This is a genomic window from Anaeromyxobacter sp. Red801 (assembly GCF_049201065.2).
Lineage (GTDB): Bacteria > Myxococcota > Myxococcia > Myxococcales > Anaeromyxobacteraceae > Anaeromyxobacter.
In genome coordinates this window covers 1,844,960-1,858,609 of record NZ_CM181236.1, presented here as the reverse complement: position 1 = coordinate 1,858,609, position 13,650 = coordinate 1,844,960, and the positions used below count along the sequence as shown (strand labels likewise).

At 75.1% G+C, this 13,650-nt stretch carries 10 protein-coding genes; 2 read left to right on the top strand and 8 right to left on the bottom strand.

The features are described 5' to 3' along the window. Positions 1-2: 2 nt before the first annotated feature. From ACOQFB_RS08440 to holB, 4 genes are all read right to left on the bottom strand, one after another. The gene (locus ACOQFB_RS08440; protein WP_421610198.1) at positions 3-779 is read right to left on the bottom strand and encodes a TatD family hydrolase; all 777 of its coding nucleotides are present in this window, start codon (positions 777-779) and stop codon (positions 3-5) included. Between the two features lie 61 nt (positions 780-840). Then, positions 841-2,925 carry a methionine--tRNA ligase gene (gene metG / locus ACOQFB_RS08435; protein ID WP_421610199.1) on the bottom strand — a complete coding sequence of 695 codons (2,085 nt, stop codon included), beginning with the start codon at positions 2,923-2,925 and terminating at the stop codon, positions 841-843. Continuing rightward, a complete protein-coding gene (locus ACOQFB_RS08430; protein WP_421610200.1) occupies positions 2,922-4,319 on the bottom strand; it encodes a DNA polymerase III subunit delta in 1,398 nt (465 codons plus the stop codon). The genes metG and ACOQFB_RS08430 overlap by 4 nt, the downstream gene beginning before the upstream one ends. Further along, a complete protein-coding gene (gene holB, locus ACOQFB_RS08425) occupies positions 4,306-5,397 on the bottom strand; it encodes a DNA polymerase III subunit delta' (RefSeq protein ID WP_421610201.1) in 1,092 nt (363 codons plus the stop codon). The genes ACOQFB_RS08430 and holB overlap by 14 nt, the downstream gene beginning before the upstream one ends. 129 nt (positions 5,398-5,526) lie before the next feature. On the opposite strand from holB, the gene ACOQFB_RS08420 reads away from it, so the two are divergent. After that, positions 5,527-6,030, top strand: a complete 504-nt coding sequence (locus ACOQFB_RS08420; RefSeq protein WP_059438561.1) for a DivIVA domain-containing protein — start codon at positions 5,527-5,529, stop codon at positions 6,028-6,030. Between the two features lie 25 nt (positions 6,031-6,055). Here the strand turns inward: ACOQFB_RS08420 and polA are convergent, their stop codons facing one another. From polA to ACOQFB_RS08400, 4 genes are all read right to left on the bottom strand, one after another. Continuing rightward, entirely contained in the window at positions 6,056-8,749 is a 2,694-nt protein-coding gene (polA, locus tag ACOQFB_RS08415; protein WP_421610202.1) for a DNA polymerase I, read from the bottom strand. A 78-nt stretch (positions 8,750-8,827) separates the two neighbouring features. After that, the gene (locus ACOQFB_RS08410; RefSeq protein ID WP_059438559.1) at positions 8,828-9,448 is read right to left on the bottom strand and encodes an FHA domain-containing protein; all 621 of its coding nucleotides are present in this window, start codon (positions 9,446-9,448) and stop codon (positions 8,828-8,830) included. A gap of 80 nt (positions 9,449-9,528) precedes the next feature. Further along, a complete protein-coding gene (locus ACOQFB_RS08405; RefSeq protein WP_421610203.1) occupies positions 9,529-12,255 on the bottom strand; it encodes a hypothetical protein in 2,727 nt (908 codons plus the stop codon). Then, positions 12,252-12,671, bottom strand: a complete 420-nt coding sequence (locus tag ACOQFB_RS08400; protein ID WP_494492530.1) for a hypothetical protein — start codon at positions 12,669-12,671, stop codon at positions 12,252-12,254. The genes ACOQFB_RS08405 and ACOQFB_RS08400 overlap by 4 nt, the downstream gene beginning before the upstream one ends. 572 nt (positions 12,672-13,243) lie before the next feature. Between ACOQFB_RS08400 and ACOQFB_RS08395 the strand changes: the two genes are divergently transcribed. Beyond that, positions 13,244-13,450 (top strand): hypothetical protein, encoded by a 207-nt coding sequence (locus ACOQFB_RS08395; protein ID WP_494492529.1) that lies wholly within the window; start codon positions 13,244-13,246, stop codon positions 13,448-13,450. Positions 13,451-13,650: the final 200 nt, after the last annotated feature.

The following is a 13,650-nucleotide window of genomic DNA, read 5'->3' as shown; positions in this document are numbered from 1 at the left end:
GCTCAGGCGAGCCGGAACAGCCGCCGGGTGTTCTCGGCGGTCCGCGCGGCCACCTCCTCGAGCGGCGCGCCCCACAGCTCGGCCACCCTGCGCGCGGTCTCGACGACGTGCGCCGGCTCGTTGCGCTTCCCGCGGAACGGGATCGGGGCGAGGAACGGGCTGTCGGTCTCGACCAGCAGCCGGTCGCGCGGGACGATGCGGACCGCCTCGCGGATGGGCTCGGCGGTCTTGAACGTGACGATGCCCGCCACCGAGACGTACAGGCCGAGGTCGAGGTAGGCGCGCGCCGCGGGGGCGTCGCCGGTGAAGCAGTGGATCACCCCGCCCGCGTCCGGGACGCCCTCCTCCCGCAGCACGCGCAGGCAGGCGGCGTCCGCCTCGCGCACGTGGATCACCACCGGCTTGCCGGCGGCGCGCGCGGTCCGCAGCGACCGGCGGAACGCGGCCTCCTGCACGTCGCGCGGCGAGTGGTCGTAGTGGAAGTCGAGCCCGGTCTCGCCCACCGCGGCCACCCGCGGGTCGCGCGCCAGCGCCTCGTGGCGGGCCCAGTCCTCCTCCGGCACGCGCGCGGCCTCGTGCGGGTGGATCCCGATGGTCGCGGCGAAGAAGCCGGGATCGCGATCGGCGAGCGCCAGCGCGTTGCCGAAGTCGCCGGGGCCCCGCCAGAGCCCGACGCAGACCACCCGCGCCAGGCCCGCCTCGCGGGCGCGGGCGATCACCGCGTCGAGGTCCCCGCGGTAGTCGTCGAGGTCGAGGTGGGCGTGGGAGTCGATCAGCATCGGGTGGATCTAACCCGGCCCGCCCCGCCCGCAAAGCGGGCGGGCGGGCCGTGCCGAGGCGCTACTTCACCCGCGTCCCGGGCGCGATCCCCTCGCCCACGGTGACCACCTGCAGGTCCGGCGCCTCGCCGGCGGCGAGCAGCATCCCGTGGGAGGTGATCCCGCGCAGCGGCCGCGGCGCGAGGTTCGCCACCACCACGATGCGCCGGCCCACCAGCGCCTGCGGCTCCGGGTAGGCCTGCGCGATGCCGGCCACGATGGTGCGCGGCTCGGGCTCGCCCACGTCCACCGAGAGCTTCAGCAGCTTGTCGGCCTTCTCCACCTTCTCGGCGGCCTTCACCAGCCCGACCCGCAGCTCCACCTTCGCGAAGTCGTCGTACTGGATGACGCCGGGGACCGGCGGCGGCGCGGCCTTGGCGCTGGCGCGGGTGGCCGTCTCGGCGGGGCTCTGCGCGCGCGAGACCTTCGCCGGCGCCGCCTCGGGCGCGGGCACGATCAGCTTCTGCACCTGCTTCGCGTCCACTCGCGCGATCTGCGGCGGCTTCTCCACCACCTGCACCGGCGCGCCGTCGAACGGGTCCAGGTCCGCGGTCCAGGCCGGCAGCTCGGGGCGCCCGTAGGCCGCGGCGAGCCGCGCCGAGAACTGCGGCAGGACGGGGGCGAGCACGCGGGCGAGGCCGACGAGCGCCTTGCCGGTCGTGTAGAGCACGCTCCGCTCCGCGTCGCCGGCCGGGTCCTCCCAGGGCTTCGTCTCCTGCACGCGCCGGTTGCAGACGCTCGCGGCCTGGCTCACCAGCCGGACCACGTCGCGGGTCTCGAGCGCCTGGTACGCGGCGCGCGCGCCCTTCACCGCCTCGCGCGTCGCGGCCGCGATCTCCGGGTCGAGCGCGGCGGTGACACCACCGGGCAGCCGCTGCAGCAGCGCGGCCACGCGCGAGGCCAGGTTCGCGACGTTGTTCGCCAGGTCGGCGTTGATGCGGTTGCGGAACTCGTCCAGCGACAGGTCGAGGTCGGAGACGCCGCTGCCCAGGTTCGCCGCGTAGAAGTAGCGCAGCAGCTCCGGGTCCAGGCCGGACTCGAGGTAGGTCCGGCCGGTCACGAAGGTGCCGCGCGACTTCGACATCTTCTCGCCGTTCACCGTGAGGTGCCCGTGCACCGGCATCCGGTCCGGGCGCTTCAGCCCGGTGGCCCAGAGCATCGCCGGCCAGAACACGGCGTGGAAGCGCAGGATGTCCTTGCCGATGAAGTGCTCGAGCCGGGCCGGCGCGTCCACCGCGAGGTAGCGCCGCTCGAACTCCGCCGGCGCCAGCCGTTCGCCCTCCGGCGCCTCCGCCGCGAAGAAGTGCTCGGCCGAGGAGAGGTAGCCGATGGGCGCGTCCACCCAGACGTAGAGGAACTTGCCCGGGAACTCGGGGTCGGTCACCGGGAAGCCGAAGTACGGCGCGTCGCGGGTGATGCACCAGTCCTGCAGGTCGGAGAGCCAGCCCTTCACCTGCTCGCGCACCGCCGGCTCGAGGTGCCCCTCGGCGTTCACCCAGTCGTGGATGACCGCGTTCACGTCGGGCTTGCGCAGGTTCACGTAGGCGTGGTCGCTGGCGCGCACCACCGGCGCCGAGCGGCAGATGGCGCAGTACGGGTCCTTCAGCTCGCGCGGATCGTAGGTGGTCCCGCAGTGCTCGCAGACGTCGCCGTACTGGTCGGGCGTCCCGCACTTCGGGCAGGTGCCCTTCACGAACCGGTCGGGCAGGAAGCGGCGGTCCGTCTCGCAGTAGAGCTGCTCCACCGACTTCTTGTAGATGAGCCCCTTCGCCTTGAGCGCGTCGTAGACCCGGTAGGCCCAGCGGCGGTTCTCGTCGGAGTCGGTGGTGTAGTAGGTCGAGAACTCCACCCCGAACGCGCGGAAGTCGGCGTGCTGCTCGGCGCGGTACTTCTCCACGAACGCCTTGGGCGTCATCCCGACCTTGGCGGCGTTCACCTCGATGGGCGTGCCGTGCGAGTCGGCGGCGCACACGTAGGCGACCTCGTCGCCGCAGGCGCGCCGGAAGCGCACGTAGACGTCGGTCTGGACGTACTCGACCAGGTGGCCGAGGTGGATGGGGCCGTTCGCGTACGGCAGCGCGCTCGTGACGAGGAGACGCTGGCTCAAGGGGTGCTCCTTTCCCGGTTGTCGCGGGCGAGCAGGCCGATCAGCACCCGCTCCAGGCGCACGCGCCCGTCCTGCCCGCTCTTCATGGCGACGTCGGCCTCGGCGAGGCCGGCCAGCGCGTCGAGCAGCTCCGCGCGCGCGAAGCGCGCCGACGCCTGGTACTTCATCCAGAACCCGTAGGGCTTCTTCCCCTCCAGCTCGTCCTCGGGGACGGTGGGGAGGACCTCGGCCTGCCACTCGTTGAAGGACCCGATGCGCCGCTCTCCCACCGCGGCGCGGGCGCGCTCCCGCTCCACCACCAGCCGCCGCACCGTGGCGGCCAGCGAGCCGAGCAACATGAACGGGCTCGCGCCGTCGGCGACGGAGCGGTCGAGGACGCCCAGCGCGACCGGCAGGTCCCGCGCCTCCACCGCGTTGCCCAGCGCGAAGAACGGATCCGACGCGACCCGCGTCACCACCGCGTCCACGTCGGCCGCGCCGATCACCTTGCGGTCGCCCACGTAGGCGGCGAGCTTCGCCACCTCCGACGCGAGCGTGCGCGCGTCCTCGCCCACCAGCTCGGCCAGGCGCGCCTCGCCGCCGCGGTCCACCCGCTTCCCGGTCCCGGCGAGCAGCGCCTCCAGCACCGGGCCGAGCACCAGGCGCTGCGCGTCCCAGGTGCCCTCCTTCTCCAGCTGGGTGGTCACCCGGCGCCCGGCCGCGGCGAGCTTCTTCACCACCGGCAGGCGGCCGTCGATCTTGCCCGCCGCGATCACGAGGACGTGGCCGGGCGGGAAGCCGGCGGCGAGCGCGGCGTCGAGCGCGCCCGCGTCCTCGCCCTTGCCCACCTTCAGCTCGCGCTCCTGCGCGTAGCGCGCGGCCGCGTCCACGAACGCCGCCGCCGCGCCGTCCATCGACAGGCCCAGCTCGTCCGCCAGCGCGAGCCGGGTGCTCTCCGCCACCCGGCCGTCCTCGCCCGGCGCGAGCGCCCGCGCGCCGATCCCGGCCTTGCCGGCGAGCGCGAGCAGGCGCCGGGCGCCGTCGCGCTGCCGGCCGTCGGCCCAGCTCTTCATGGCGGCGCGGAACGCGTCGGCGGCGTCCTCCTTCGCGGTGAGGAACGCCGGCTCCTGCACCAGCACCACCTTGCCCCCGCCGAACAGGCCGCCCGTGACCAGCTCGGCGGCCACCTCGGCGGGCGAGGCGGCGGCGTCCAGCTCCACCAGGTTGAGCGCGCGCTGCGCCTCCGGCACCAGCGCCCCGGCCAGCTCGCGGGCGGCGCGGAGCGACAGGAACGCGTCCCCGTCGAACAGGTAGACCGGCTGCGGGCGCCCGGCGCGGGCCTCCTCCAGGCACGTCTCCAGCGTGGCGCCGGCGGCCGCGCGCGCGCGCCCTCCCCCGCCCCTAGGCGCCGCCATGGAACCACCCGATCAGCAGCCGCTCCAGGGCGAGCTGCGAGGTCGCGTTCTGCCGCAGCGCCCGCAGCGTCCGGAGCACCTCGCCGCGCCGGCGCACCACCTCGCCCGGCAGCAGCGCCGCGGCGGCGCGGCGCGTGGCCGGCTCGAGGTCGGCGACCGCCAGCCGGTCCGCCCCGGCCTGCACCGCCAGCACGTCGCGGAGCCAGACCAGCAGGAGCTCGCAGATCTCCGGCGCGAGCTCCTTCACCTCGGCCTTGCGGTCGCGGTCCTTCCCGCGCGCCTGGGCCGGGTCGGCGCCCGGGTCCGCCGCCCAGGCCAGCCACGCGCCCGCGTCGTCCGCCCGGAGCGCCGCCGCCTGCGCCACCGCCCGCAGCGGCCGCCGGGCCGCGTCGCCCGCGTGGGCGCGCGCGCGGCCCAGCGAGCCGCCCGAGAGCGCCGCGGCGACGCGCGCCTCCTCGGCCGGGATGCCCCCCTCCTGCAGCCGCGCCGCCACCGCGTCCGCCGGCAGGGGCCGGAAGCTCACCCGCAGGCAGCGCGAGCGGATGGTGGGGAGCAGCGCGTCGGGGCTCGACGCCACCAGCACGAGCGTGGTGTCCTCCGGCGGCTCCTCCAGCGTCTTCAGCAGCGCGTTCTGCGCCTGCGGGTTCATCGCGTCCGCCGGGTCGATGACCACGAAGCGCCGCCGTCCCTCGAACCGCTTCATGGCCAGCCGGTGGTCCACCAGGTCGCGCACCTGGTCCACCACGATGTCCTTCGACGGCGCGCGGCCGCTCTTCGGCTCCCACCGCCCCGCCTTCGCCATGGCCCGCTCCTCGGCGAGCACCACGACGTCGGGGTGGAGGCCCTTCTCGATCTTGCGGCACGGGCCGCACGCGCCGCAGGGGTCCTCGCGGAGCCCGCCCGGCCCGGGCTGCCCGCCCTCGCAGTTCGCGGCCTGCGCGAGCAGCAGGGCCGCCCGCGCCTTGCCGGCGCCCTCCGGGCCGCCGAAGAGGTAGGCGTGGTGCAGCGAGCCGCGCCGGAGCGCGGACCGGAGCGAGCCGACGGCGCGTTCCTGCGCGATGAGCTCGGAGAACGGCATGGGCGGCGCGGAACATAGCATAAGCGCCGGAACCCACGGCCGCTTCCCGGGGCGGCGCCCGCGCCCCGGCGGCCGGGGGCGAGATGGACACCCGGCCGCAGGCCGCTATCATGACCGCCGGAGCGACCCATGAACATCACCCCCCTCGACATCACGCAGAAGCAGTTCCGCCGGACCTTCCGCGGCCTGGACGCCGAGGAGGTCGAGGCGTTCCTGGCGCTCGTCGCCGCCGAGTTCGAGGGGCTGGTGAAGGAGAACCTGGCGCTCCGCGAGGACAACCAGCGCAAGGCGGACGAGATCGCCGATCACCGGGGGCGCGAGCGCGCGCTCCAGGAGACGCTCGTCACGGCGCAGAAGGCGTCCGAGGAGATCCGCGACTCCGCCCGGAAGGAGGCCGAGATCACCATCTCCGACGCCGAGCTCCAGGCCGAGAAGATCGTCCAGGGCGCCCACTCGCGCTTCCTGCGCATCGTGGACGACATCAACGAGCTGAAGCGGCAGCGCGTCCAGTTCGAGGCGAACGTCCGCACGCTGGTCGAGAGCCACCTCAAGCTCATCGAGGCGTTCCGCGAGCCCTCGCGCGAGGAGGCGGTGCAGCTGATGCCGGGCCGCCGCCGCGCCGCGGACGAGTAGCGCCCGCCCGCCGCCGGCGACCCGCTCAGTGCCCCTCGGCCCAGGTCTGGCCGTGGCCGACCTGGACCTCGAGCGGGACCTTCAGCCGGGCCGCGCCCTCCATCTCGCGCCGCACCAGCGCCTCGACCGGCTCCAGCTCCCGCTCCGGCACCTCCAGCACCAGCTCGTCGTGCACCTGCAGCAGCAGCCGCGCCTCGCGCCGCTCCTGCGCCAGCGCGTCGTGCACGCGGATCATGGCGATCTTCACGATGTCCGCGGCCGTCCCCTGGATCGGCGTGTTGATGGCGGTGCGCTCGGCCGCGTTGCGGAGCGCCGGGTTGCGCGCGCCGATCTCCGGCATGGCGCGCGCGCGCCCGAACAGCGTGCGCGACTCGCCCTTGGCGCGCGCCTCCTCCACCGCCCAGTCGATGTAGCGGCGGACGCCGGCGTAGCGCGTGAAGTACCGGTCGATGATCCCCTGCGCCTCCGACGGCGGCAGGTCGAGCCGCTGCGACAGGCCGAACGCCGAGAGGCCGTAGGCGATGCCGAAGTTGAGCACCTTGGCGATGCGCCGCTGGTCCGCGGTCACCTGCTCCGGCGCGACGCCGAACGTCTCGGCCGCGGTGCGGGTGTGGACGTCCTCGCGATCGCGGAACGCCTGCAGCAGGCCCGGGTCGTCGGAGTAGTGCGCCAGGATGCGCAGCTCGATCTGCGAGTAGTCCGCCGAGAGCAGCCTTGCCCCCGCCGGCGCCACGAACGCCTGGCGGATGCGCCGCGACAGCTCGGTGCGCACCGGGATGTTCTGGAGGTTCGGATCCGAGGAGGAGAGCCGGCCGGTGGCCGCGCCGGCCTGGTGGAAGGTGGTGTGGATGCGCCCGTCGGCCGGGTCCACCAGCTGCGGGAGCGCGTCCACGTAGGTGCCCTTCAGCTTGGATAGCGAGCGGTGCTCCAGCACCAGCCGCGGCAGCGCGTGCTGCTCGGCCAGCTTCTCCAGCACGTCCTGGTCGGTGGACGGGCCGGTCTTGAGCCGCTTCACCACGGGCAGCTCGAGCTCCACGAACAGCACCTGCGCCAGCTCGCGGGTCGAGGCGACGTTGAACGGGTGGCCGGCGGCGGCGTGGATGCGCGCCTCCAGGTCCTGCATCGCCTTGCCGAACTCGGCGCTCATCCCCTCCATCGCGCCGCGGTCCACCAGGATGCCGGCCCGCTCCATCTCCACCAGCACGGGCACCAGCGGCCGCTCCACCTCGCGGTAGAGCGCGCCCAGCCGCTCCGTCTCCAGGCCCTCGGCGAGCTTCGCGGCCAGGTCCGGCAGCGCCGCGGCGCAGGCGCAGGCCCAGGCCGCCACCCGCTCCACCTCGAGCCCCTCCAGGCCCGGCGCCCCGCGCTTCGCCCCGTCGGCCGGGCTGCGCGGCAGCTCGCAGCTCGTCCGCTCCCGCGCCACGTCCACCAGCGCGTGCTCGCGGCGGGTGGGCAGGAGCAGCCGGCTCATCAGCTCGGTGTCCTCGCCCGGGCCCGACCGCGCCAGCCCGAGCCGGGCCAGCGCGTGCGCCGCGCCCTTGAGGTCGTGCGCGTGCAGCGGCAGCGCCGCCTCCACCAGCGGCCGGAGCCCCTCGCGCACGTCCGCCGCCGGGAGCGCCGCGGGCGCGCCCAGGTAGCGGTGCCCGAGCGGCAGGTAGAACGCGCGCCCGGCACCGGCGAACGCGAGCCCCACCAGCGGCGCGGTGCGCGGCGGCCCCTCGCCCAGCACCGGCAGGAGCCCCACCGGACCGCCCGCCCCGACCAGCGCCGCCACCGCGGCGTCGAGCGCGGCGCGGCCGTCGATCGTCTCCGGGGTCTCGGCGCGGGCGGTGGGCGGCGGCGGCGGCAGCTCCTTCACCAGGCGCGAGAACTCCAGCTCGGAGAACAGCGCGCGGGCCCGCTCCTGGTCGGGCGGCCGGCGGCCGAACGCCTCGGGCGCGAACGGCAGGTCGAGGTCGCGCCGCAGCGCGACCAGCCGGCGGTTGGTGCGGATGCGCTCGGCGTTCGCGACCACCTTGTCCCGCAGCTTCTCCCCGCCGCGCGACACCGCCGCCGGGATCTCCGCCGGCCGCGCCAGCATGGCCTCGGTGGTGCCGAAGTGGCGGACCAGCGCCGCGGCCGTCACCTCCCCCACCCCCGGGATCCCCGGCACGTTGTCGATCTTGTCGCCCAGGATGGACTGGTACTCGACCACCTGCTCCGGGCGGACGCCCATCTTCTTCTCGACCTCGGCCGGGCCGGTCCACCCGCCGCGCCCGCTCGCCTCGGCCATGGGGTCGTAGAGGGACAGCCCGCCGTCCACCAGCTGCGCGAAGTCCTTGTCGCCGGTGACGACCACCACCTCCCAGCCCTCCGCGCGCGCGTGGCTGGCCAGCGTGGCGATGATGTCGTCGGCCTCGAACCCCGGCTCCTCGATCACCGGCACGTTGAGCGCGCGGGCCACGTCGCGCACCAGCGGGAACTGCGCCGCGAGGTCGTCGGGCGCCTCGGGGCGGTTCGCCTTGTACTCGGGGTCGATCTCGTGGCGGAAGCTGCGGCGGCCCGCGTCGAACACCAGCGCCACGTGCGTGGGCGCGTGCTCGCGCAGCGCCTTCAGCAGCATGTTGGTGAACCCGTAGACGGCGTTGGTCGGGATCCCCTTGGTGGTGGAGAGGTGCGGGATCGCGTGGTAGGCGCGGAAGATGAAGCCCGAGCCGTCGATGAGGGTCAGGGTGGGCATGTCGCGGTGAAGGGTAGCCGCGCGGGCGCGCGGCGGCGCGGGAAAAGCGCGGCGGCGCCGGACGGGACCGCCCCGAGGCTACTTCAGCGCGCAGCGGAGCCGCTCGGCGCAGACGAAGTACTCGTCCCCGTCCTCGATGCGGCGGCGCTGGATCCGCTCCTGGTCGTGCCAGGTGCCGTTCGCGGAGCCGAGGTCCTCGATGAACCAGGCGTCGCCGTCGCGGACGATGGCCGCGTGCTCGCGCGACACCTTGGCGCTGTCGATCACCAGGTCGCAGTGGCGCCCGCGCCCGATGAGGAACCGGTCGCGGGCCACCTCCCACTCCGAGCCGTCGTCGCGGCGCAGCGACAGCGACTGGCCGGCGCCCTCCCCCAGCGGCGGCGGGCCAGCGCCCGGGGTGCGCTCGTGGATGGCGCGCTCGAGGCGAGCCGCGGTCTGGAGCACGCGCTCGGCGACCGCCAGCCGCTCGGAGCTCCCGCGCGACGGCGGCGGGATGGCGGGCCGGGGTCCCCGCGGCGCGCCGGGGGGCTCGGTGCGCGGCTCGAACGCCCCGCCGGTCACCACGTAGCCGTTGAGGCGGGCGAACACGTGGATGGCCTGGTTGAGCAGGCCCTCGCGATCGACGCCCATCTCGTCGGCCATGCGCCCGAGCGCCTCCCACAGGTGGTCGGCGATCGCGACCTGCCGGACGGATTTCATGCGCGCCCTCCGCGTACCCCGCTCCCGTCCACCGTAGCAGACGGAGGGCGGCCGTCAAACGCGGTCGCCCCGGGCGGGGATCAGCGGATCACCTTGGACGTGCTGTAGGCGGTCCCGGGCGAGAGGTCGATGAGGAAGTTCTCCGAGTAGGTCACGAAGAACCGGTAGCCGTCCGCCTGCTTGCCGGGGTACGGGCTGCGGTCGAACGGCGCCGCGGCCACCGGGAAGCTCGCGGCCGCGTTGGAGCCGGAGGTCGGGCCGCGGTACGCGTAGGTGATCCCGCTCTGCGTGATGAACGTGAGCGACATGTCGCGCTCGAGCTCGGCGGTGCAGACGTCCTCGACCACCGTCTTGGTGCGCGGGTCGATGATCGGATCCCCCTTCCCGTCCACCTGCGTCTGGGCGCAGCCGAGGTGGAAGGACACGATGGGACCGCTCGCGTCCGGGAGCGCGTCCGCGATGGCCGCCCAGTCCACCCAGCAGCCCTTCGTCGCGCTCGCCTTGGGCCCGTCCACGGTGTCGAGGCACCGGTCGGAGAGGTAGTAGAGGCGCCGCGCCTTGCGCGCGAGCACGAGCCGCTCGCACCCGGAGCGGCACGCCTCGTCCACGCAGGCGGTGAACGCCGCCGGCGCGTTCGGGCCGTACGCCTCGGCCGGCCAGGGCAGGATCGGGCAGCTGATCCCGTCCTCGCCGAGCGGGGGCGGCGCCAGCGCCGAGTAGGTGAGCGCGAACGGCTCCGCGGCGGTGGGATCGGCCTCGAGCTGCGGCCGCCCCACGTAGCCCATCGAGGCGCCGCCCGCGACGAGGCCCGCCGCGCGGAGGGTGACGAGCATGTTGCCCGCCGGGGCGACCTGCTTCAGCGCGGCGATGCACTCGGGCGTCGCGGGCAGCCGCTCCGAGGCGACCGGGTTCCGCAGGTCGATGAGCTGCGCCTCGTCGAGCGCCACCGCGCCGCCGGGGTACGCGGCCGAGGGCGGCAGGATCGCGGTGATGCGCGTCTCGTACGAGGTGGTGCTGAGCCCCTCCGTGTCCGGGTCGGTGGTGAGGCAGGCGGTCACGGTGCTGGCGGGCGCCAGCTGCGCGATGTCGCCGACGTGCACCGCCAGCGAGGGGTCGAACAGCCGCGCCACGTCCACCAGCTGGGTGGAGCCGTCGGAGCGCGGGAGCGGCGTCTGGACCGCGAGCCACAGGCGGCCGTCGGCGGTCGCGCCGGTCTGGCCGGCCCGCGCGGAGAGCCCGGGGAGCGGGCCCTGGTACATGACGGTCCAGGTGTCGGTGGCGGTGTAGCCCGGCGTGATGCGCACCGTGCTCGGCATGTTGGTGGCGTTGGAGGCGAGCGCCGCGGTCGGGCGCGTCACCTTCGGCCACTGGACGAGATCCCAGAGCCCCAGCCGCAGCCGCGAGGGCTTCACGAGGTACTGGCCCGGGTTCTCGGGATCCGGCACGACCAGCGACGGCGAGAACACCGTGCCGCCGGTGACGCTGGCGCGGGTGCTGGTGCGCAGGATCGAGGCGTTGAGCGGGATGTGCCACCGCGCCAGGTCCACCATGTAGACGCGCCCGTCGCCGGAGGCGAGCACGGCGACGCCGGTGGTCTTCACCTGGCCCGAGCCCGGCGCGAGCAGCATGTAGCCGCCCGCGACGGAGAGCTGCGCGTCGCTGGGCTCGTTGGTGGGCGGCAGCGCGGTCGGCCCGGCGATCGCGATGGCCACCGGGATGCTCGGGACGGCCATGGGCGGGAGGTACGGCATCTCGCCGGTGGGATCGGCCAGGAGGCCGCCGCTGGCCGGGTCGATCACCGCGAGCCCGCACGGCATCCGCGCGCTCCGGCCGCAGGCGGCCGGGTCGAGGAACGCGTACACGCGGAGATCCTGGTTCGGCGCCTTGCAGAAGGGCTCGCCGGGCTGGCGCACGCAGAACGTGTCGCCGTCCTGCACGCCCACGAAGCGCTCGGTCACCTTGGCGGCCGCGACGAGCGTGGTGCCGACGCGCGCGTCGAGCGCGCGGAGCGTCCAGGCGCCAACCGCGCCGGTGGTGTCGAGCTCGCCGACGCCGTACACGCCGGACCCCGGGATCACCTCCTCCACGGTGGCCGCGTAGAGGCGATCGTGGTCGGGCGACTCGGCCAGGGAGAGGGCCTCGAAGCCGAGGTCCTGCAGCACCGGCACCGCGCTCGGCGCGATGCTCCCGTCCGCCTGCCGCGCGAAGTCCACCACCGCGAGCCGGCCGCCCGCGAGGCTCGCCACCACGCGCGCCTTGCCGCGCGCCACCTGCCAGGTGCCCGCGGTCGCGCCGGGCTCGAGCACCGGGACGGCGATCACGGCCAGCACCTGCGCGCCGGGCGCGAGCGCGCCCAGGTCGAGCGGGTCCGGCTCGGGCGGCTGCACCACGTGCGTGGCCAGGTCCCAGGTCGCCACGAGCTGCAGCCGCGACGAGCCCGGGGACACCACCACCAGCAGGTCGGGCAGGCCGGTGCCGTCGGCGTTCTGGCCGTCGTGCAGGCCGACCGACGCGAGCATGGTCGGGTGCGGCTCGCCGGGGAGCGTCGGCGCCGCGAGCGGCCGGACCACCACCGGCGCGAGCACCGGCTCGTCGTCGAGCGTGTCGATGAAGATGATCTCGTCGCGGCCGGAGTTCGCCACCGCGACGTACGGGTGCGCGGGGTCGAGCGCGTTCTTGGTGGTGAGGCCGCGGAACACGGCCACGCCGCCCGGGCTCACCAGCCCGAGATCGGGCTTCGCCGCGGAGCTGCCGCAGCCGGCGCTCGCGGCGAGCGCCAGCAGGAGGAGGGCGTTGCGTGCGGTCACTGGCGCTCCTGGCCCAGGCGCCGCGGCACCTGGCGCGTCGGATCGGCGGGGTCGGCCACCTCGACGATGGCCGCCTCGCCCGGGTTGTCGAGCGGCACGTCCACCGGGGTGACGAAGCTGGAGTCGAACGCGGTGACGTAGAGCCGCGCGCTGGTGCCGCGATCCTGGACGGCGATGCCGTAGGGCACGCGGCCGAGCAGCGGCGCGCCGGTGATCTCGTCGCGCCCGAACACGCGCGCCATGGCGCCGACGTCGTCGTCGTAGATCCAGAGCAGGCCCTCGTCCGACACCGTGATCGCGACCACGTCGCGCTTCCCGGGCCGCCGCGGGAGCACGCGCACCTCGGCCGGCCCGAAGCCGACCGGGATCGCGCCGATGAAGCGGAAGGCCGGCACGCCGAACTGCGCCTCGTCCACCTCGCACGATGAGCACGCCGCCGGTGTCGAAGCCGGGGCGCCAGCCCAGGCTGGCCGCCAGGTCCGCGTCGAACAGCCGGGCCCCGATGTAGAGGCGGCGCGGCATCGGCTTGCCGTCCGCGTCCACGTTCGCGTTGGAGAGCGCGATCCCGCCGAGGTCGGCGCCGCGCACGAACTCGCCCACATTGACCACGTCCGCGTGGCACTCCGCCAGGTACAGCGGCGGGTCGCACCAGGGCGTCACGTCCACGTAGCGCAGCGCGGCGCTGCCGTAGTCGGCGCTGCTGGTGAAGTAGATGCGGTCGAGCGCCGCGTCGTAGGCGACCGAGTGCGTCGTCCCGTAGCCGAAGTCGGCGGTCCGCTGCGCGCCGGTGGAGAGGTCGATCTCCACCAGGCGGGAGACGGCGCGGTTGGTGCGGCGCGCGGTCACGAAGGCGCGCGGGCGCCGCGCGTTGCGGCAGGCCACGGTCACGCCGAACGGATCCAGGAAGTCCTCGGGCAGCAGCTGCGGGCAGTCCGGGCCGCAGGTGAGCGACCCGTCGGCGCCGAGCGCCACCTTGTAGACCTGCCGCGTGGCGCGCGACGCGACCAGCGCCACCGACTGCGGCAGGTCGCAGGCGTCCGGCGAGGTGTCGAGCCCCGCCGGCGCGGCCGCCTCGGCCACGGCCAGCTCGCCGCCGAAGCTGCCCATGCGCATCGCGCCCTCGATGGCGAGCCCGTCCTGCGGGCTGGCCTCGGGCCCCACCGAGAACAGCACCCCGCCCTCGTCGCGGTCGTAGGCGAGGTCGTAGTTGGAGGAGACGACCAGGAGCTGCTCCTGGCCCGCGGAGCCGCGGACCGCCACGCCCACCGGGTAGTGGAAGCGATCGAGGGGCGAGAGCGGCGCGGTTCCGGAGCTTCCGCACGCGGCCGCGAGACAGATCAGGAGGAGCGGGGCGCTGCGTCGAGCGACGTGGTGCACGGGGTGCGAACCGTAATC